Source organism: Roseateles sp. GW835-FHT13E02 (genome assembly GCF_058794035.1).
Window position 1 is genome coordinate 55074 of the sequence record NZ_JBXAGJ010000001.1, and the last position, 18999, is coordinate 74072.

At 69.3% G+C, this 18999-nt stretch carries 20 protein-coding genes and 1 riboswitch; of the genes, 7 read left to right on the plus strand and 13 right to left on the minus strand.

What is annotated here, in order from left to right; translation table 11 throughout:
- Positions 1 to 64: 64 nt before the first annotated feature.
- Positions 65 to 160: riboswitch (cyclic di-GMP riboswitch) on the plus strand.
- Positions 161 to 214: 54 nt separating this feature from the next.
- Entirely contained in the window at positions 215 to 2161 is a 1947-nt protein-coding gene (locus AC1Q6P_RS00220) for a S8 family peptidase (RefSeq protein ID WP_492663851.1), read from the plus strand.
- A gap of 105 nt (positions 2162 to 2266) precedes the next feature.
- Here AC1Q6P_RS00220 and AC1Q6P_RS00225 read toward each other — a convergent pair whose 3' ends face one another.
- From AC1Q6P_RS00225 to AC1Q6P_RS00235, 3 genes are all read right to left on the minus strand, one after another.
- On the minus strand, positions 2267 to 3541 hold the full coding sequence (locus AC1Q6P_RS00225; protein WP_492663852.1) for an MFS transporter: 1275 nt from the start codon (positions 3539 to 3541) through the stop codon (positions 2267 to 2269).
- 160 nt (positions 3542 to 3701) lie between these two features.
- Positions 3702 to 4286 carry a GNAT family N-acetyltransferase gene (locus AC1Q6P_RS00230; protein ID WP_492663853.1) on the minus strand — a complete coding sequence of 195 codons (585 nt, stop codon included), beginning with the start codon at positions 4284 to 4286 and terminating at the stop codon, positions 3702 to 3704.
- Positions 4287 to 4372: 86 nt separating this feature from the next.
- Positions 4373 to 5020 (minus strand): FMN-binding negative transcriptional regulator, encoded by a 648-nt coding sequence (locus tag AC1Q6P_RS00235; protein ID WP_492663854.1) that lies wholly within the window; start codon positions 5018 to 5020, stop codon positions 4373 to 4375.
- A 54-nt stretch (positions 5021 to 5074) separates the two neighbouring features.
- On the opposite strand from AC1Q6P_RS00235, the gene pdxR reads away from it, so the two are divergent.
- Positions 5075 to 6634 carry a MocR-like pyridoxine biosynthesis transcription factor PdxR gene (gene pdxR, locus AC1Q6P_RS00240; RefSeq protein WP_492703014.1) on the plus strand — a complete coding sequence of 520 codons (1560 nt, stop codon included), beginning with the start codon at positions 5075 to 5077 and terminating at the stop codon, positions 6632 to 6634.
- Between the two features lie 24 nt (positions 6635 to 6658).
- Here pdxR and AC1Q6P_RS00245 read toward each other — a convergent pair whose 3' ends face one another.
- Positions 6659 to 7228, minus strand: a complete 570-nt coding sequence (locus tag AC1Q6P_RS00245; RefSeq protein ID WP_492663856.1) for a hypothetical protein — start codon at positions 7226 to 7228, stop codon at positions 6659 to 6661.
- A gap of 242 nt (positions 7229 to 7470) precedes the next feature.
- Here AC1Q6P_RS00245 and AC1Q6P_RS00250 point away from each other — a divergent pair, with 242 nt between their 5' ends.
- Positions 7471 to 7917: a response regulator gene (locus tag AC1Q6P_RS00250; protein WP_102767139.1), complete on the plus strand. Its 447-nt coding sequence runs from the start codon at positions 7471 to 7473 to the stop codon at positions 7915 to 7917.
- Here the strand turns inward: AC1Q6P_RS00250 and AC1Q6P_RS00255 are convergent.
- Positions 7880 to 8533 (minus strand): response regulator, encoded by a 654-nt coding sequence (locus AC1Q6P_RS00255; RefSeq protein WP_492663857.1) that lies wholly within the window; start codon positions 8531 to 8533, stop codon positions 7880 to 7882. The genes AC1Q6P_RS00250 and AC1Q6P_RS00255 overlap by 38 nt on opposite strands.
- Before the next feature lie 20 nt (positions 8534 to 8553).
- Here AC1Q6P_RS00255 and AC1Q6P_RS00260 point away from each other — a divergent pair, with 20 nt between their 5' ends.
- Positions 8554 to 9318: a sensor histidine kinase gene (locus tag AC1Q6P_RS00260; protein WP_492703016.1), complete on the plus strand. Its 765-nt coding sequence runs from the start codon at positions 8554 to 8556 to the stop codon at positions 9316 to 9318.
- Positions 9319 to 9335: 17 nt separating this feature from the next.
- Here the strand turns inward: AC1Q6P_RS00260 and AC1Q6P_RS00265 are convergent, their stop codons facing one another.
- The 8 genes from AC1Q6P_RS00265 to AC1Q6P_RS00300 all read right to left on the minus strand — a co-directional run bounded on the left by AC1Q6P_RS00265 (position 9336) and on the right by AC1Q6P_RS00300 (position 16387).
- Complete coding sequence (locus AC1Q6P_RS00265; protein ID WP_492663859.1) at positions 9336 to 10358, minus strand: GGDEF domain-containing protein; 1023 nt, start codon at positions 10356 to 10358, stop codon at positions 9336 to 9338.
- Positions 10359 to 10413: 55 nt separating this feature from the next.
- The gene (locus AC1Q6P_RS00270; protein ID WP_171825999.1) at positions 10414 to 10572 is read right to left on the minus strand and encodes a DUF3309 family protein; all 159 of its coding nucleotides are present in this window, start codon (positions 10570 to 10572) and stop codon (positions 10414 to 10416) included.
- A 155-nt stretch (positions 10573 to 10727) separates the two neighbouring features.
- Positions 10728 to 12965 (minus strand): xanthine dehydrogenase family protein molybdopterin-binding subunit, encoded by a 2238-nt coding sequence (locus AC1Q6P_RS00275; protein WP_492663860.1) that lies wholly within the window; start codon positions 12963 to 12965, stop codon positions 10728 to 10730.
- The gene (locus AC1Q6P_RS00280; protein ID WP_102767145.1) at positions 12962 to 13480 is read right to left on the minus strand and encodes a (2Fe-2S)-binding protein; all 519 of its coding nucleotides are present in this window, start codon (positions 13478 to 13480) and stop codon (positions 12962 to 12964) included. The genes AC1Q6P_RS00275 and AC1Q6P_RS00280 overlap by 4 nt, the downstream gene beginning before the upstream one ends.
- Before the next feature lie 133 nt (positions 13481 to 13613).
- Entirely contained in the window at positions 13614 to 14108 is a 495-nt protein-coding gene (locus AC1Q6P_RS00285; RefSeq protein WP_492663861.1) for an RcnB family protein, read from the minus strand.
- Between the two features lie 49 nt (positions 14109 to 14157).
- The gene (locus AC1Q6P_RS00290; RefSeq protein WP_102767147.1) at positions 14158 to 14712 is read right to left on the minus strand and encodes a Dps family protein; all 555 of its coding nucleotides are present in this window, start codon (positions 14710 to 14712) and stop codon (positions 14158 to 14160) included.
- Positions 14713 to 14748: 36 nt separating this feature from the next.
- Positions 14749 to 15537, minus strand: a complete 789-nt coding sequence (locus AC1Q6P_RS00295) for a Crp/Fnr family transcriptional regulator (RefSeq protein WP_492663862.1) — start codon at positions 15535 to 15537, stop codon at positions 14749 to 14751.
- Positions 15538 to 15667: 130 nt separating this feature from the next.
- Entirely contained in the window at positions 15668 to 16387 is a 720-nt protein-coding gene (locus AC1Q6P_RS00300; RefSeq protein WP_492663863.1) for a Crp/Fnr family transcriptional regulator, read from the minus strand.
- Between the two features lie 285 nt (positions 16388 to 16672).
- Here AC1Q6P_RS00300 and AC1Q6P_RS00305 point away from each other — a divergent pair, with 285 nt between their 5' ends.
- The 3 genes from AC1Q6P_RS00305 to AC1Q6P_RS00315 all read left to right on the plus strand — a co-directional run bounded on the left by AC1Q6P_RS00305 (position 16673) and on the right by AC1Q6P_RS00315 (position 18997).
- A complete protein-coding gene (locus AC1Q6P_RS00305; RefSeq protein ID WP_492663864.1) occupies positions 16673 to 17338 on the plus strand; it encodes a sterol desaturase family protein in 666 nt (221 codons plus the stop codon).
- Between the two features lie 82 nt (positions 17339 to 17420).
- Positions 17421 to 18719: an OmpA family protein gene (locus AC1Q6P_RS00310; protein ID WP_492663865.1), complete on the plus strand. Its 1299-nt coding sequence runs from the start codon at positions 17421 to 17423 to the stop codon at positions 18717 to 18719.
- A gap of 14 nt (positions 18720 to 18733) precedes the next feature.
- Entirely contained in the window at positions 18734 to 18997 is a 264-nt protein-coding gene (locus AC1Q6P_RS00315; RefSeq protein ID WP_492663866.1) for a hypothetical protein, read from the plus strand.
- Positions 18998 to 18999 lie beyond the last annotated feature (2 nt).

Consider the following 18999-nt stretch of genomic DNA (forward strand, 5'->3'; position numbering starts at 1 on the left):
AATTCTCACAATTGCGCGATGTGCGCTCTGCGCCCCTGGACTGCCACAGGCCCCGGCCCTATCGTCCGGGCACCCGCAAACCTTGTGAAAGCAAGGGACGCAAAGCCTCCGGCCTACAGCGCACCGCCTGACAGCGCGCCACGGTAGCGGGGCTGCCAGGTGAGCGCCTCGAGATGGCGGAGCCTGGCCTCGATCCTCCCGAGGCAGATCCCTGATGCTGTACCTGGCCACATTCCCCCTGCGCGCCACCCAGCTCGCCGCCGCACTCACCCTGGCTACCTGGGCCAGCTCGGCCAGCTTCCCGGCCCAAGCCCGCCCGCCCCTGCAGCTCGACGATCTCACGCCCACGATGGCGCGCTTCGAACCCACCCCGCACACCGACCGCCTGATCGTCAAATACCGCAGCGGCGCGGTCAGCAGCAATGCCGACGGCAGCCCCAATGCCCGCAGCGAAGCCGCCATGCAGGTGGCCGCCAACCGCCAGGGCGTGCGCATGAAGCACCTGCGCCGCATGGCCAACGGCGCCCAGGTCTTCCACCTCGACCGCCGCCTGAGCCTGGCCGATGCCGGCGCCATGGCCGCCAATCTGCGCATGGGCGATGCCGCCATCGAGTATGTGGAGCCCGACCGCCTGCACCACCCGACCCTGGTGCCCAACGACAGCTTGCTGGCCCAGCAATGGAGCCTCAGCGACAACGTGGCCGGCATCCGTGCCCCGGCCGCCTGGGACCGCAGTACCGGTGCCGGTGTGACCGTGGCTGTGCTGGACACCGGCGTACGCCCCCATGCCGACCTGGCGGCCCGCCTGCTGCCCGGCTATGACTTCATCAGCAGCGCCAGCTTCGCGGGCGACGGCAATGCCCGCGATGCCGATGCCAGCGACCCCGGCGACTTCACGCTCAACAACCAATGCGGCAACGGCTCCCGGGCCGGCAACAGCTCCTGGCACGGCACCCATGTGGCCGGCATCGCCGCCGCCAGCGGCGGCAACGGCGTGGGCGTGGCCGGCGTGGCCTATGCCGCCAAGGTGCTGCCCTTGCGCGTGTTGGGCCGCTGCGGCGGCTACGACTCGGACATCGCCGACGCCATCGTCTGGGCCGTGGGCGGCAGCGTCAGCGGCCTGCCGGTCAACCCCAACCCAGCCAAGGTGCTGAACCTGTCCCTGGGCGGCAACGGCGTCTGCAGCACGACCACCCAGAATGCCATCAACACCGCGAGAGCCAAGGGCGCCGTGGTCGTGGTGGCGGCCGGCAACAGCAACATCGACGCTGCAGGCAGCTCGCCCGCCAACTGCAGCGGCGTGATCGTGGTGGCCGCCACCGGCAAGACCGGCGGCCGCGCCAGCTACTCCAACTTCGGCAGCAAGGTGACACTGGCCGCCCCGGGCGGCGACGGCAGCTTCGGCATCCTCTCCACCTGGAACGCCGGCACCACCACGCCCGGCGCCGACAACTACGGCTCGATGATGGGCACCTCCATGGCCACGCCCGTGGTCAGCGGTGTCGCCGCCCTGATGCTGGCGGCCAACCCCAAGCTGACACCGGACCAGGTGGCCTCCTTGCTCAAGAGCAGCGCCCGAGCCTTCCCTGCCGCCTGCAGCGGCTGCGGCAGCGGCCTGGTCGATGCCAATGCCGCGGTGCTGGCCGCCGTGGCGGCCAAGACCAGCGCGCCGGCCCCTGCGCCCGCACCAACCCCGGCGCCGGCACCCACCCCGGCCCCGACACCGGCGCCTAAGCCAGCCCCGGTGCCCGCACCCACCCCCGCACCGAAGCCGGTGCCGGCCCCCTCGCCCATCCCGGCCTTGCTCAAGCTCAGTGACAAAGAGCCCAACGAGACCATCGCCACGGCTCAAGCTGTTGCCAGCCTGCCCGCCCAAGTGGCCGGCAGCATCAGCAGCACCAGTGACAACGACTACTTCAAGTTCACCCTGCCGGCCGGCAAGACGGTCACCGCCGTGCTGAGCGCCAGCAGCTCGGCCTCAGGCTTCGGCGTCGGTGTCTACATGAGCACGGGTCAGACCGTGCTTCTGTCCAATGGCATCGTCGGCGCCAGCCAGCAGCTCAAGATCAGCAACCCCGGCGGCAGTGCCGTGACCCTGGTGCTGCGTGTGATGCGCAGTGCGGGCACGACCGGGGCTTACACCTTGAAGATGACGCTCTGACGCACCAGCGCACTCGCGTCATCCTCGACTCGATACTGAGCCGCTCTGCCCCTGGCAGCGCGGCTTTCGGCCTTGCTGCGCGAAGCACGCACGCACGCACGCAGCTCAGAGCATGGCTGCAGCGCCAGCCCGGCTCCTGCGAAACACCCAGACAAAGAGCAGTGCGGCCGGAATCGTCAGCGCCAGCTCGGCCAGCAAGGTCAGGCGGCCGCCGAACTGCGCAAACACCCAGCCGTACAGCGCCGTGGTCCAGCCGATCGGGGTGTTGGACAGCGAGGCCATGAGGTTGTACTTGGTGGCCGCAGCGCCCTTGCCGATGGCCTCCAGCGTCACGGCCGAAAAGCCGGCGTAGCACAGGCCCGTCATCAGGGAGTAGAGGCTGGTCCAGAGCACGAAATGCCACTCGGTGTGCGGCGCCACCGCCATGGCCACACTGGCGCCGGCCAGCAGCAGGCCGAACAGCACATAGGCCATCTGCCGATTCATGCGGTCGCAGATGTAGCCGCCAACCAGGCAACCCAGGGCCGAGAGCAGGCCGGCCACCGTGCCGGTGACCAGGGCCACGGTGTTGGCCGAGGCCTGCCACTCGGTCGCCATGATGGAGTACATATTTGCCATCGAGCCGGTGCCCAGTGGCAGGAAGACCAGCAGCATGGCCAGGGCGCCGTTGCGCGAGCGGACCACGGACCAAAGATCGGCCCAGGTTTCACGCAAGCGCTGGCCGATGCGCGCCGGTGCCGCGCCCTCGGCTTGATCGGCGGCCTGCTCAGCGGCCGGCTCGCTGCCCTCAGACACCCAAAAAATCGGCCAGGCGCAGAGCACGCACAGGCCCGCCAGGGCCGCTGCGCCCATCGGGGGCGAAAGCCCACCGGACTGGATCAGCCACAGGGCCGCTCCGCCGCCCAGGCCGCCACCGCCGAGATTGCCGGCCTGGAACCAGCCGGCAGCGCGGCCCTTGGCATGTTCGGGCGTCTGGTGCGCCATCAGGCTGTCCACCGCCATGGCCAGAAAGGTGGAAGCCGTGCCCATCACCAGCACCCAGATCGTCAGCCGGGTCATGGAGGCGGCATTCAGCGGGCTGCTGCCCACCAGCAGCATGGACAGCACGATGCCCACCAGGCCCAGCACATACCAGGTCTTGCGGCTCAGGCTCAGGTCCACCACCGGGGCCCAGAGGAACTTCCAGGTCTGCGGCAGATAGGCCAGGGCCAGCAGGCCGGCCACAGACTCGGCCCCCACCTGGGCCTGGGTCAGCAGATAGGCCAGGCAGACCGCGGTGTAGCCGGTGGTCGCGCCAAACGGCGCGATCAGGAACATGAAGAACGAAGGGTGAAGCAAGCGGCGCTCGGAATCAAGCAAGGTCTTGGCAGCGGTGCTCATCGGATGGGTCGGTCAGCAAGGGTGAACACAGGCTGAACCGTCCGTCGAGCGGGAGCGCCACAGCTTTCAAGCCCGCACCCTAACACCCGCCACCGCCCCAGCGGCTCCGGTCTGACCCTGCATTGCCTGCCCGCCTCAGCCCCTGAGCCGGGGGCACCGGTCAGCGCAGCATCGCTTGCAGCCGCGCTTTCACGGCCGGCCACTCGTGATCGAGCACCGAGAAGTAGACGGTGTCGCGCACACGGCCGGTGTCGGTCAGGGTGTGGCGGCGCAAGATGCCCTCTTGCTGTGCGCCGATGCGAGCGATGGCAGCGCGCGATCTGGCATTGAGCGCATCGGTCTTGAGCTCCACCCGCCAGGCGCCCAGGGTCTCGAAGGCATGGGTCAGCAGCAAGGTCTTGGCTTCGGTGTTGGCGCCGCTGCGCTGCCAGGCGCGGCCCAGCCAGGTCCAGCCGATTTCCAGCCGATGGTCGCGCGGCGAGATATTGCCGAAGCGGGTGCAGCCGATCACCCGGTCCTCGGCCAGCGAGCGGATGGCAAAGGGCAGCGAGCTGCCGCGCGCCTGCTCCTGCAGTGCCGTCTCCACGTACGCCCGCATCTGCGCTTCGCTGCGCACCCGGGTGGGCACCCATTGCCAGAGCTCGGGGTCCAGGCCCACGGCACACAAGCCCGGCAGATGTTGATCGAGGTCCAGAGGCTCCAGGCAGACCACGCGGCCTTGCAGGCGCAGGGGCTGAATCTGCATCGGGGCGATGTCCGGCGGCACTGGGACTTGAAGTTGTTGCGGTTCGGCTTGCATCTGCTGTGTCAGTGGGTGGGTTGATCGATGTCTCACAGGCCCAGCCTTTCCATCCAGGCCGCCAGCTCCTGCTCGCGCGGGCTGCCTTCGCTCCAGACCGCTTGGATGCGCTGGCGCTCGGCCGCGCTGCGGTTCTGGCTCAGCTTGAACTTGGCCTCCCAGCGCCGGACGTGCAGGCGAAAGCCGACGATGGCGGCCAGCAAGCGCTGCTGGTACTCGGGTGAGAGGCCGCGCCATTGCTCGGCATAGGCCGGCTCGTGCGAGGAGATCAGGCGCTTGAGCAGGGCGTCCTTGGCCTCCGCTCCGTCCACCAGCTCCAGCTCACCGTAGACATGCACGGCCATGTAGTTCCAGGTTGGCACGTTCTGCAGGCTGTCGTAGTTGCGCGGCGAGACATAGGCGCCGGGGCCGCTGAACACCGCCAGCACCTGCGGGCCTCCTGCCTGCAGCAGCCCGGCCAACCAGGCCCAGTGCGGGTTGGCACGGGCCATATGGCCCTCCAGACACCAGGCCGGCTGGCCCTGCGCATCGGCGGGCAGCTCCAGCAGGCTCAGCGGCAGATGGCTGCCAAAGCTCTCGCCCTGGGCATCGGGGCCGATCAAGAGGGCCAGGGGCTGCTCGGCCATGAAGCGGCGGGCGTGGGCGAATTCTTCGCAGCGGAAATGGGCAGGTTGGTACATGGCGCTCAGCATAGGGCGCCGCTTGGTACCATCAAAGAGCCACTTTTCAAAAAAATGATGGAACCAATTTCCAAGCGGCGCCCGCCTCAAGCCGCCCTGGCACTGGACCCGACCGGCATGCAACTGCTGGGCGAGGTGGGCGCCGGGAAGGACGCGGTGCCTGGCCTGAGCCAACAGATCCACGGCCAGATCAAGGCCCGCATCCTGCAGGCCCAGCTGGCACCCGGCGCACGCCTGCCGACCAGCCGCGCCCTGGCCCAGGCCCTGGCGGTCTCGCGCAACACGGTGCTGCGAGCCTACGAGCAGCTGGAGAGCGAGGGCTTCATCCGCTCGCGCATGGGAGCGGGCAGTTATGTCAGCGATCTGGCTGCACCGTCTTCATCCGCCTCTCCCACGGCGCCAAGCCGCGCCGCGAGCCCGCGCACGCCCGACAGCCCGCTCTGGCTGCGCCTGCAAGACTACCAGCCCAGCCCGGTGGTGCAAGGCCCGGGCCGGGCCTTCCGCCACGGCCTGCCGGCGCTGGACCTCTTCCCCCACGCGCTCTGGTCGCGCCTGCAGGCCCGCTTCTGGCGCGCGCAAGCGCGGCCCGGCCCTCGGGCCTCCTTGAGCTACGAGGATGCCGCCGGCCTGCCGCGCCTGCGCGAGCTGATCGCCGGCTATCTGAGCCACTCACGCGGCTTGCACTGCCGCGCCGATCAGGTGCTGGTGACGGCCGGCTCGCAGCAGGCGATTGCCATGGCCGCCCTGGCCCTCCTGCGCCCGGGCGACCGGGTGGGCATGGAGTCCCCCGGCTACCGCGCCGCCGCTGCGGCCCTGGGGCTGAGCGGCGCGCAGGTGCTGCCGGTGCCGCTGGATGGCCAGGGCCTGCGCATCGGCGCACTGCAGGCCCTGGGGCGGCTGCGCCTGGTCTACACCACGCCCTCGCACCAGTACCCGACCGGGGTGGTGATGAGCGCGCAGCGGCGCCTGGAACTGCTGGCCTGGGCACGCCAGAACGATGCTTATGTGCTGGAGGACGATTACGACGGCGAGTACCGCTTCAGCGGCGTGCCGCTTGCGCCTCTGGCCTCGCTGGAAGGCGAGTCGGACGCGCGCACGCTGTACGTGGGCAGCTTCTCCAAGCTGCTGTTCCCGGGCCTGCGCCTGGGCTATCTGGTGGCGCCGGCGGCCTGGCTGCCGACGCTGGCGCGCCTGCGCTCGGTGCTGGACCGCCAGGCCTCGATCGCCGATCAGGCGGTGCTGGCCGAGTTCATGGCCGAGGGGCATTTTCTGCGCCATGTGCGGCGCATGCGCCGGGCCGCACGCGAGCGGCGCGACGCCCTGCTGCAGGCCTGGTCCCAGCACCTGCTGCCCCTGCACCCGCAGCACCGGCTGCAGCCGGTGCCGGCCGGGCTGCAGGCTTTTCTGCCCCTGGCCGATCGTGCAGAGGAGACGCGCCTGGCGGAACGGGCGCGGCGCGCCGGCATCGAGCTGGGCGCGCTGGCGCAGATGGGCGGCCTGCCGGCGCACAGCCAGCAAGCCGGCCTGGTGCTGGGCTTTGCCAGCGTGCCCACGGCCGAGATCGGCCCGGCCGTGCGCGCCCTGGCCCAGGCCTGGCGGGATGGATCCAGCTGATCCATCATCCCGCCCCTCCACGACTCAGCTCTTGCCGTACTTGAGCTTGGCCTGGGCGACGCAGTTGTCCTTGGCCGTGCCGGCCATGGCATCACACTTCTCGGTCGCGACCTTGTAATTGGCATCGCGCTTGTCGTCCTTGGCTTCGGTGACGGCTTCACCGACCTTCTTGGACAGGGTCAGGTCGGCCAGGGCCTTGGTCTCGACGGCCTTGGCTTCCTTGACGCAGACATCCTTGTCGTTGCCGGACTTGTCGTCGCAGCGCTCCTTGGCCACGGCATAGGCCGATTCGGCTTTGGCCACGCCGACCTTGCGCTGGTCAGACAGCGTGCCGGTGAAGGCGAACTCCTGCTCGGCCAGGGCGACCTTTTCCTTGGCCTTGGCTTCCTCGATGCAGATGTCCTTGGCGTTGTGTGCCATGGCATTGCAGGCCGCGCGATCGGTCTTGTAGCTGCTCTCGATGCGGCTGCGCGCATCGGCGTTCTCGGCCTTGCTCATGGCCCAGGCGCTGCTCAGCGGCAGGGCTGCGAGCAACAGGCCCAGCGCGCTGTGCTGGAACAGGGATGAGGCGATGGAGGTGTTGAGTTTCTTCATGGTGGGTCTTCCTTGATGGGCTGCGTTGAAACATGAACCGCGACGCGCCACTCTGGGCTTGCGGCTCGGGCCAGGGCCAGTGTGGGCGGGCCGCAGATTGGCCACCAGCGGACGACACCGCGAGCCCGCGTAGGCCCTGGCCTACAGGCCGCCAGCCACACCTCGGTTGTAGGCCTTGTCTGACACGCCCTCACCGGCTTCTCCGATGGCGCCGGCCTCGCCGACGCCCGACACTGGCCCCCATGCTTGAACTCAAGGCCTTTCTCGTCGAAGACAGCCCGCTGCTGCAAGCGGAGCTGATCGCCACGCTGGAAGAGCTGCTGCCGCTGCGCGTGCTCGGCGTGGCCGACAGCGAGGCCGCGGCCCTGCGCTGGCTGGCCCTGCCCGGCCATCATGTCGATCTGCTGCTGATCGACATCTTTCTCAAGGGCGGCTCGGGCCTGGGCCTGCTGCGCGCGGTGCAGCGCCTGCCGCCGCCCGATCTGCCGCGCCGCCTGGTGGTGCTCAGCAACTACGCCACGCCGGAGATCCAGCGCAGCTGCCTGGAGCTGGGCGCCGACCGCATCTTCGACAAGTCCGGCGAGATCGATGCGCTGATCCTCTACCTGCGCGGCCTGCCGCCCCAGCTGCTGCCGCAGCTGGACCCGGCCCTCACAGGATCAAGCCGTGACGCAAGGCGTAATGCGTGAGCTCGCTGTTGCTGCTCAGGCCCATCTTGTCCATCACCCGGCTGCGGTAGGTGCTGACCGTCTTGACGCTGAGGCACAGGGCCGGGGCCAGCTGGCCCACATTCTGGCCGGCGGCCAGGCGCAGAAACACCTGCAGCTCGCGCTCGGACAGCTGCTGGTGGGCTTGGGCGGCATCCACGCCACCGGCCGCCAGGCCATCGGCCAGCTGCTCGGCCACGGCCGCGCTGATGTAGCGCCGGCCGCGGCTGAGCGTGCGGATGGCCTGCAGGAGGGCCTCGGGCTCGCAATCCTTGCTCAGATAGCCGCTGGCGCCCTGGCGCAGCAAGAGGCTGGCGTACTGGCTCTCGGGGAAGCCGCTGAAGATCAGGACCGGCAAGCTGGGCGCGCGGGCACGGATGGCCTGCAAGGCATCGACGCCGCTCTGATCGGGCATGGCGATGTCCAGCAGCATCACATCGATGGCCATGCCGGTCTGCTCGGCAGCGCGCAGCAGGGCCAGGGCCTCACGACCTTGGGAGGCCTCGGCCACCACGCAGAAATCGGCCTGCTCGGAAAAATACTGGCGCAAGCCGGCCCGCACGACGGCATGATCGTCCACGATGACGATATGGATCATCGCAAGGAGCCCCTGTTGCCTTGTTCCATGCACCGCGCCACCCGCAGGCCTGCCCCATGAAGACCCGCGCCCAGCGCCGCCTGGCCCAGCTGGAAGCCCTGGTGCAGCAGCGCACCGCCCAGCTGGCCGAGCTGAGCCTGCATCTGCAAAGCGCGCGCGAAGACGAACGCCAGCGCCTGGCCGCTGATCTGCATGACGAGCTGGGCGCCCTGCTGACCTCGGCCAAGCTGGACACCGCGCGCATCCAGGCCCGGCTGCGCCAGCAGCCGCCCGATGCCGCCGTGGCGCTGGAGCGGCTCGATCACCTGAGTGCCACCCTGAACAGCGTGATTGCACTGAAGCGCCGCATCATCGAAGACCTGCGGCCTTCGGCCCTGATCCACCTCGGCCTCTTGCCGGCGCTGCAGGGCTTGTGCCAGGACTTTGCCGACAGCAGCGGCCTGCAGCTGCGCAGTGCCTTGCAGTCGGTCACGCTGAGCCCGGCGCGCCAGCTGGTGCTCTACCGCGCGCTGCAAGAAGCGCTCAGCAATGTGGCCCAGCATGCAGCCGCGCAGCGCCTGGAGGTGCGGCTGCTGACCCTGGCCGCTGCGGCGCCCGAGCCGGCCTGGGTGGAGCTCAGCGTGCAGGACGATGGCCGCGGCTTCAGCGGCAGCGCGCCCGCGCGCAGCGCCTCTTTTGGTCTGCTGGCCATGCGCTTGCGCATCGAGGCCGAGCAGGGTCGGCTGCTGCTGCATGCGCCGGCCGGTCAGGGCTGCCGCCTGCAGGTGCGTTTGCCGGCAGGCTGAGTGCGCAGTGGCCAGCTTCATGAAGCCGCCGCCTCGTCGTGCGCCACCCGCGCGGCCAGTCGCGCCGCCTCGGCCCGATCAAGCAGGGCCAGGGCCTCGTCCGCGCCGGCCAGGCTTTGCGCCATGCCCAGGCTCAGGCGCAGCGGCACGGTCAAGGGCGCCAGCCGCACCGGCCCGGCCAGGGCCAGCAAGAGCTTGCTGGAGGCCAGGCTCAGGGCCTGGGCGTCACCGCCCTGGTTCAGGCGCAGGCAGGCGAAATGGGCACCGTCGAGACGGGCCAGCATGTCCTCGGGCCGCAGCACCCGGCTCCAGCGCGCCGCCACCACCTTGAGCAAGGCCTGGCCGAACTCGGGGCCGTGTTCGGCTTCGATGCCGGCAAAGCCCTCCACGCAGAAACTGAAGACCGCGATGCAGGGCTGCTCGCTGCGCCGGTGCACCAGGCCATGGGCCAAGCGCTCCAGGAAGAAACGGCGGTTGGGCAGATCGGTCAGCGCATCATGCAAGGCCAGGTGGCGGCTGCGGCTGAAGGCATCGGGGCCGGGTGGCGCACGCCCTGGCGCCGCCTCGGGCTCCCTCACCTTGGCGCCCAGCGAGGCGCGCCCGCCCAGCTCCGCCTGCGCCTGGGCCAGCGCCACCTGGCCATCAAAGACCTGCAGCTCCAGCTGCAGCCGCCGCGCCAGCTCGTGCAGCAAGGTGCTGTGCAGCTGATCCAGGGCCTGCACGCATTCCAGCACGGTGCGCCGCAAGGCTTGGGGCTCGGCCAGCTGCCGCGGTGATGGGCCCGGTGGCCCTTTGCGGCTGGCGCTGCCACTGTCCCGCATGCCGCTGCCATCGTCCTGCGAGGCGCTGACGCTGGCGCGCAGGCGCTGCTTGACGGCATCGAGCAAGACGCTCCAGTCGGCCAGAGACACATCGCCGGCCGTGGGGTCCAGAACCAGGTCCTTGCCGCTTTCGCGCACCGGGCTCGCCAGCGGGGCTTGCGGCGCCCGTGACGGCTGACTCAAGCAGCCTCGGGCCTCGTGGGAATCAGCAGGTTTCATGGGCGCCCTCCTCCTTGTTGCGTGCTGCGGCCTTCAAAGGCGCAGGCAAGCAGGCTCAGATACGGCCCAGCAGCATCAGGATCAGCACGACCAGCAGAATCAAGCCCAGCCCGCCGCTGGGCAGATAGCCCCAGCCCCGGCTGTGCGGCCAGGTCGGCGCCACGCCGATCAGCATCAGGATCAGGACGATCAACAAAATGGTGGACAAGCTCATGAGAGGCTCCGGGTCTGTGTGGATGCGAGGGCAGCGCACGGGATGTCGCTCCACCTTCAGACTACGCCGGCGCGCACCCAGCCTCGGTGCGCTTGCGAACATACCGCTCACTTGGGCCGTGCAGACAACACCGCCCCCAGCGAGGGCTGCCGGGCTCAGGACCAGCTCAGATCGCTCAAGCTCAGCGGCAGCTGGCGCACGCGGTGGCCGGTCGCCGCGAAGATGGCATTGCACACGGCCGGCGCCAGCGGCGGCAGGGCCGGCTCACCGAGGCCGGTGACCGGATGGTCGCTGCGCAGGAAATGCACGTCGACCCGGGTCGGCGACTCGTGCATGCGCAAGAGCGGGTACTCGCCCAGATTGCCCTGCACGATGCGGCCGCGCTGGATGTCGAGCTGGGCATGCATCAGCGTGCCCAGGCCATCCAGCACCGAGCCCTGGACCTGGTTCTCGGCACCGCTGAGATTGACAATTTGGCGGCCGATGTCGGACACCACCACCACGCGGTCCACCTTGAGCTGGCCGCTCTTGCTGACCGTCACCTCGGCCACCTCGGCGATGTAGCCGCGGTGGCTGAAGTGGAAGGCCATGCCCTGGCCCTGGCCGCGCGGGAACTTTTTCTTCCCCCAGCCGGACTTGGCCGCCAGCTCCAGCAGCACGGCGCGCATGCGGCCGGCGTGGTAGGGCTGGCCGCGCTCATTGCTGGGCGGCACGATCTCGCGATCGCCGAGCAGCTCCAGGCGCAACTCCAGCGGGTCGCGCCCGGCCGCATAGGCCAGCTCATCGATGAAGCTGTGGAACACCCAGGCGAACACACAGCTGCCCGGCGCCCGCCAGGGGCCCATGGGCACGCCGCATTCCAGCGCCGTCTGTTCAAGCAGGATGTTGGGCAGCCAGCGGCCGGGGAACTCGTCGGCGGACAAGCTGCCGCCGCTGCCCGGCTGCAGCACCGATTGCCCCTCGCGCTGCACGCGGTTGGCGAAGGTGACGAAATGGTTGTGCCAGGCGCTGACCCGGCCTTGCGCATCGACGGCGCCACGCAGGTGGTGAAAGCCACCCGGGCGGAAATGGTCGTGGCGCAGATCGTCCTCGCGGCTCCAGCAGAGCTTGACCGGCGCGGCCACGCGCTGGGCGATGGCGGCGGCCTCGACGATGAAGTCCGAGCTCAGGCGCCGGCCAAAGCCGCCACCGCTGCGCGTGATGTGCAGGCTGATCTTTTCCTTGGGAATGTTCAGGGTGTTGGCCACCAGGTTCTGGCCCGAGGCCGGGTTCTGGGTCGGCGCCCAGAGTTCCAGGCTGGCACTCTCTGGTTTCCACCAGGCCGTGCAATTCTGCGGCTCCATGCTGGCGTGCGAGATGAAGGGGTAGCTGTAGCTGGCCTCCACCAGCTTGGCGCCGCTGGCCCGCAAGGCCTGCTCGACATCGCCGTCACGGCGCAGGCTGCTGGCGCCGGGCTTGCCGCGCAGGGCCGCGGCCTGGGCAGCAAAGCCGTCCCAGCTCTGCGTGGCCACGGCGCCCTCGTCCCATTGCACACGCAGCTGCTTGCGGGCGCTGAAGGCCGCCCAGGTCGTCTCGGCCACGATGGCCACGCCGGGCATCAGGCCGTTGAGATTGCTGCTGCCCTCGATCACAAAGGCATCGCGCACGCCGGGCAGCGCCTTGACCGCCGCCAGATTGGCGCTGACCACCTTGCCGCCGAAGGCCGGGCACTTCTCGTACACCGCGTAAAGCATGCCGGGCAGCTTGACGTCGATGCCGAACAAGGGCGCGCCGCGCACCAAGCCTGCGTTGTCCACGCCGCCGATGCGCTGGCCCAGCAGCTGGTAATCCTTGGGGTCCTTCAGCTGCACGCTGGCGGCATCGGGCAGGGGCAGCGTGGCGGCCAGGCTGGCCAGCTCGCCATAGCCCAGCTTGCGGCCCGTGGGCCGGTGGTGGACGACGGAGTCGCGCGCCTGGCAATCCGCCACCGGCACGCCCCAGCGCTGCGCCGCCGCTTGAACCAGGAGCGTGCGGGCGGTGGCGCCCAGGCGCAGGAAGTCCTGGTAGTTGGTGGGCGTGGAGGTGGAGCCGCCCGCGCCCTGGCTGCCGTAGATGGGGTCCAGATCGCCCTGCACGATCTTCACATCGCGCCAGTTCACCGACAGCTCTTCGGCAATCACCATGGGCAGCGAAGTCTTGATGCCCTGGCCGATCTCAGGCTGCTTGGAGATCAGCGTGACCACGCCCTCGGGCGAGATGCTGATGAAGGCGCTGGGCTTGAACGCCTGGGCCGCTGCGGGCTTGGCGCCTTGCGCCAGGGCCACGGTCGAGCCGCTGAGCGCCAGCACCAGACCGGCGCCGCTGTGGCCGAGGAAACGGCGGCGGCTGGGGTTCACCAGGGCGGCGCGGCTCATACGCCCTCCTTCGCTTGCGGCTTGGTCTTGCGGGACACCGGGGATTTGACGGGCACAGCCGCAATCTCGGCGGCACGGTGGATGCCCGCGCGAATGCGCAGGTAGGTGGCACAGCGGCATAGGTTGCCGGACATGGCGCCGTCGATGTCGGCGTCGCTGGGCTTGGGGTTCTCTTTCAGCAGGGCCGCGGCCGTCATGATCTGGCCGGCCTGGCAGTAGCCGCATTGCGGCACGTCCAGCTCCACCCAAGCCTGTTGCAGGGGATGGCGGGCCTGGGCATCCAGGCCTTCGATGGTCAGCACTTTCTTCAAACCGACGGTGGCCACCGGCGTCATGCAGGAGCGGGTGGGCACGCCGTTGAGGTGCACGGTGCAGGCACCGCAAGCGCCGACGCCGCAGCCATACTTGGTGCCGGCCAGGTCCAGGCTGTCGCGCAGCACCCAAAGCAGAGGCGTGTCGGGCGCCACATCGACCTGGCGGACTTCACCGTTGATATGAAGACGGAACTGGCTCATGCTGCGGGCTCTCTGCGGTTCTGGGCTGGCACGGCTGCCGGGTGACGGCAGCCCGTGAACTTGGCGCGAGGCAGCATAGCAAGAACAGGGCGCGGGCGCTTGGCCGCCACCGCGACCCGCCCAGCCACTGCGGCTATTGCTGCTGGAGCAACAGCTGCAGGATCACCCCGGTGGCAATGGCCACCAGCAGGTAGTCACCGCCCGACTGCACCCAGTGGTAGCCGCGCGGCGGCGCGCTGAGCCGGTGGCCGCGCCAGTCCTCCACCACATAGCGCGGGCCACGGTACTCGCGCGGCAGGCGGCTGCCGCGGTAGTAGGCATGGTCGGGGCCGGCGCCGCGGTCCTCGCCGGGGCCGTGTGACTGACTCCGGTCTCTCGGCTCATCGCGAGCATGTCGCCCTTCGCGGCGCTCCTGGCGATCGTCACGCTGCCGGCGCTCCTCACGCTGCTGGCGCTCCTGCCGGTCCCGGCCTTGCGCTTCGCTGCGCCCACGTTCGCCCCCGGGCTGAGCGTGGGCCGGCCCCAGGGCGGCACTGAGCGCCAGCAGACCCAGGCAAGCCGCCCGAGCGATGCGGCGGAACGGGGGTGGGCGCGGGAGTGGGCGCAAGGGTGTGAGATTCAGCGTCATGGCAGTTCTCCGGTGGCAGGGTTCGATGGGCTGGAGACTTGGGCCATCATCAATGGCCGCTGCTGTCGCCATGCCGACCCGACTCGAACAGAAACCATGTGCGGCGCTCGCCGGCATCGATCCAGGTTTCGATCAAGCTGGCCGTGGCCAGGTCGCGATGCTCGACGCACAGTTCATGGCCCTGTCGCAGCCATTGGCTCAGCGTCTTGTTGTCCTCGCAAAGTTCGGCCAGCATGTCGGCCGGCTCGACAAAGGGCGCGTCGTTGTCCAGCAGTCGCTGGCTGCGGGTGATGTGGCCGATGGAGCGCAAGGTGGAGCCGCCGAGCTTGCGAATGCGCTCGGCCAGCGGGTCGGTCATGGCCAAGAGCTCCAGCGATTGCTCGTCCAGCATCAGGTGGTAGTCGCGGAAATGCGGGCCACTCATATGCCAATGAAAGTTCTTGGTTTTGAGGTAGAGCGCAAACACATCGGCCAGCACGCCGTTGAGGCTGGCCGACAGGTCACGGGTGGCGTTGGGGTGCAGATCGGTCGGGGTTTGCAGCGCGGCGCCGCGGTGCGCCAGGGCGCCCTGGGTGTTGTGGACAGGGGTGGGAGTGGGGTACATGCGGAGGCTCCGGTGGGGTGAAGAATCCACCCCACCTTAGGCGCGAGCGCCGCTTGAATCTGTGCGCCGACGCACGTTGAGCGCCGGAAACTGGGCGGCATAGTGGCGCTGGTCGCAGGCATAACAGCTGCACGCAGCGGCTTCAAGACCGGCCCGGTCCAGCACCGTGAGCAAGCCACGGTGGTAGCGGATCAGGCCGCTGCGCTGCATGGCGCCGGCCGCTTGGGTCACACCCACGCGCCGCACGCCCAGCATGAAGGCCAGGAACTCCTGCGTCACCGCCAGCTGGGCATGGCCGGCACGATCCTGGCTCATCAGCAACCAGCGCGCCAGGCGCGGGCCGATCTGGTGGAAGCGCAGGCAGCCGGCGGCGCTGGCCAGCTGGGCCAGGCGTACGTAGAGGTAGCGTTGCAGCAGCAGGCGCAGCGGCAGGCTGCGCAAGAGCTCGGCCCGAAAGGCCGACGCGCCCAAGCGCCAGGCCCGGCCCTCACCTTGCACCAGGGCGCCCAGCGGGGCCCGGCTGACGCCGAGGATCAGCTGCAGGCCCAGCATGCCCTCACGGCCCACCATGCCCATTTCCAGGCTTGGGTGCTCATCGATCTGAGCCAGCAAGGAAATGAAAGCATCGACAGGAAAATAGACGTAACGCGTGGCCTCACCGGCTTCGAACAAACGCTCCGAGAGCTTCAGATCCACCGGTTCGCACAGCGCCAGCAAACTGGCCCGTCGCGTCGCAGGCAGCGCCGCAATCAGGCGATTCTGTGCGGGCAGACGGGCATCGCCCTTGTGCGGACGCGTGGAGACAGGCGGTGTCGTCGAGTTCACGGCAACTTTCGTTTGAGCCGCAAAGACTGCGGCGCTGCTGCCGCCAGATTGAGGCCGGTGCGGCAAGCTCTCTGTCTGCAAGCGCACATGCGGTGGCATCCTGCGTGGCAGGCTGCGCCGCCGTATCGCATCAGACCGCGATGCGCTCCGGCAGCAGGCGGTCGTATTCCTTCTTGACCACGCCGTAGCACTCGCAGCTGCGCTGCTCCAGACCGGCACGGTCCAGCACCGAGATGTGACCGCGCGCATAACGGATCAGGCCCAGCTTCTGCAGATTGAGCGCCGCCTCGGTGACGCCCTCGCGGCGCACACCCAGCATATTGGCGATCAGCTCCTGGGTCATGACCAGCTCATCACCCTGCAAGCGGTCCAGGCTCAAGAGCAGCCAGCGGCAGAGCTGCTGATCCAGGCTGTGGTGGCGGTTGCAGGCGGCCGTCTGGGCCATCTGCGTGATCAGGGCCTGGGTGTAGCGCAGCAGCAGATGCATCAGCGGGCCGCTTCGTTTGAACTCCTCGGTCAGCGCGCCGGCGCGCATGCGGTAGCCCAGGCCGGCGCTCTGCACCACCGCGCGGCTGGGCGTGGAGCCGCCGCCCATGAAGAGCGAGATGCCGACGATGCCTTCATTGCCCACCACGGCAATCTCGGCCGAGGCGCCGTTCTCCATCACGAACAGCAGGGAGACGATGGCATTGCAGGGGAAATAGACATGGCTCATGGGCCGGCCCGATTCGTACAGCACCTGGCCCAGGGGCAGGTCCACCGGTTCCAGAAATCCTCGGCAGCGCAGCCATTCGGCCTCGGGCAAGGCGGCCAGCAGGTGATTCTTCTTCGGGTCCATCGTGTGTGCCATCGCAGCTCCCTGTGGTGGTGCGCAGAGCTCGCTCCTGCGCCGAACGCCATCAGCAGCCAGGGTCTGGCGTGCAGGGCGTTCGCCCGACTATAGGCAGCCGAGCCTGGCCGGTATGTTCGCCAGCGTACACAAGGACCAAGCCCACCGCCTGCGTCCAAACGCATCCGCTGCACCCCATGCCCCATCGGTGCGCAGGCGCACAGAGCGCAGGCGCCTCCGGCCTTTAGCCTGGGCCGGGCGGCCAACAGGCCACGCCTCCTGTCCTCGTCCTTGCCAAGGAATCCCATGCCCCTGATCACCTTGCGCCAAAGCCGGCGCGCCTGCCTGGCCGATCTGGCCTTCTACGCCCTGGCCATTGCCGGCCTGGCGGCCGCCCTGTGGCTGAACGCCGCAGCGCCAAGCTGGCAGCCGCAATCTGCAGCGCGGGTGCTGGGCCTGTTCCTGCTGGGCCTGCTGCTGTGGTCGCTGCTGGAGTACCTGACCCACCGCTTTGTGCTGCACGGCCTGCAGCCCTTCCAACGCTGGCACGCCCTGCACCATGCCTTGCCACAAGCCCATGTGGGCCTGCCCACATGGCTCAGCGCCAGCCTGTTCGCCACGCTGGTATATGCGCCCCTGTACCTGCTGCTGGGCGGCGTTTGGAGCACGCTGGTGATGCTGGGGGTCTTGAGCGGCTACCTGATGTATTCGGCCATCCACCATGCTGCGCATCAAGGGCTGGCGGCCGAGCGGGCACCGGGCGATTGGCTGGCCCGGCGCGCGCGCTGGCATGCCCTGCATCACCAGGGCGGCGCTTCACGCTGCTACGGCGTCAGCAGCAGCTTCTGGGACCGGGCCTTGGGCAGCCATCTGCGCGCGCGCGGCTCGGCGCCCGCTGGATCGCCCCCGCCCAAGCCTGCCACGCCGGAGGCACGCCACAGCGCTGCGGTACGCCAGCGTACAGACCCCTGAGTCAAAGCCGCTGAGACTGAAGGTTCGCAGTCTTTCAGGGCGCCTTGGCTCCCTGCCCCGTCTTCACTCCACAAGGATCACCATGTCCCATGGCACACACCTCCGCAGCCGCCGCACCTCAGTTCAGGTGACGGCTCGTCCGCTCATGCAAGGCCTGGCGAGAGCGGGGCTTTGCAGCGCGATCGGCCTCCTGCCCTTGCTGGCCCTGCCCGCCTGGGCGCAGTCCGATGAGCCGTATATGTACGGCGGCTTCGGTGCCGGCCAGGCGCGGGCCAAGCTCGATGCCGAGCGCGCCCTCGGCGTGGTGCTGCCTGCCGGCGTCACCGCCACCAGCATCTCGCGCGATGAGCGTGACACGGCTTACAAGCTCTTTCTCGGCTACCAGATGAACCGCTACTGGGCGGTCGAGGCCGGCTACTTCCAGCTCGGCCGATTCAATATCGATGCCAGCACCACGCCGGCCGGCACGGTCAACGGCCGCTTCGACCTGAAAGGCATCAATCTCGATCTGGTCGGCAAGCTGCCGATGAGCGATCAATGGTCGCTGCTGGGCCGAATCGGCACGCAGTTCAACCGCACCCGCACCCATTTCGACGGCAGCGGCGCCGCCGCGCTGAACGGCTATGACCCCAGCCGCCGCGACACCAATATGAAGCTCGGCGCCGGTCTGGAATGGAACCCGGGTGGCATGGCCGTGCGCGCCGAAGCGGAGCGTTATCGGGTGCGCAATGCCCTGGGCTATCACATCCCCGTCAACCTGGTGTCGCTGAGCCTGGTCTTCCCCTTCGGCCGCTCGCCCACCTCGGCCCCGCGCATGAGCAGCGTGGCGCCCAGCTACAGCCCGCCCGCCTCGGTGATGGCCGCCGCGCCGCCGCCACCGCCGCCCGAGCCCGTGGCCACACCGATGCTGCTGCCGCCGCCCGCGGCCGGCATCCCCATCCCACCGCGGCGCCTGAGCTTCTCGGCCGAATCGCTGTTCGGCTTTGACGAGTCACAGATTCGCCCCAAGGGCGCGCGTGCGCTCGATGCCCTGGCGGCCGAGCTCAAGGGCAGCAGCTTCCAGCTCGTCACGGTCGAAGGCCACACCGACCGCCTCGGCCGCAGCGACTACAACCAGACCCTGTCGCAGCAGCGCGCCGATGCGGTCAAAGCCTATCTGATCAACCCTGGCGGCATCGAGGCCAGCAAGATCAGCGCCCAGGGCAAGAGCGAATCGATGCCGGTGACGCGAGCGGGCGACTGCAAGGGCGAGCACAAGTCTGCGGCCCTGCTGCGCTGCCTGCAACCCGACCGCCGGGTCGAGGTGGAGGTGCAGGCCGAGGTCAGCAGCAGCGGCGTGAGCAATAGCAGCGGCAACAACAACAACAGCAGCCCGCGCTGAGATCGGAGCCGCGCATGAACCCCAGCCTGCCCGCCTTCACCGCCCCGAACCCAGCCTGCGCGCAAGACCGCCATGCCCCGCCAGGTCGTGGCGACGATTCCGCGGCCAGCGCCGCCGCCCTGGGCGCCCATCTGGGCCTGTGCCGGGCCCTGCGCGGGCGCTTGTTCGCCCTGCGTTGCGGCGCCGATGCCCTGGTGAGCTTTGTCAGCCGCCGCAGCGTCACCAGTGCCCTGCTGCTGGCCGCCCTGGCCGCCCTGCTCTACCAAGCCTGGCGCTGAGC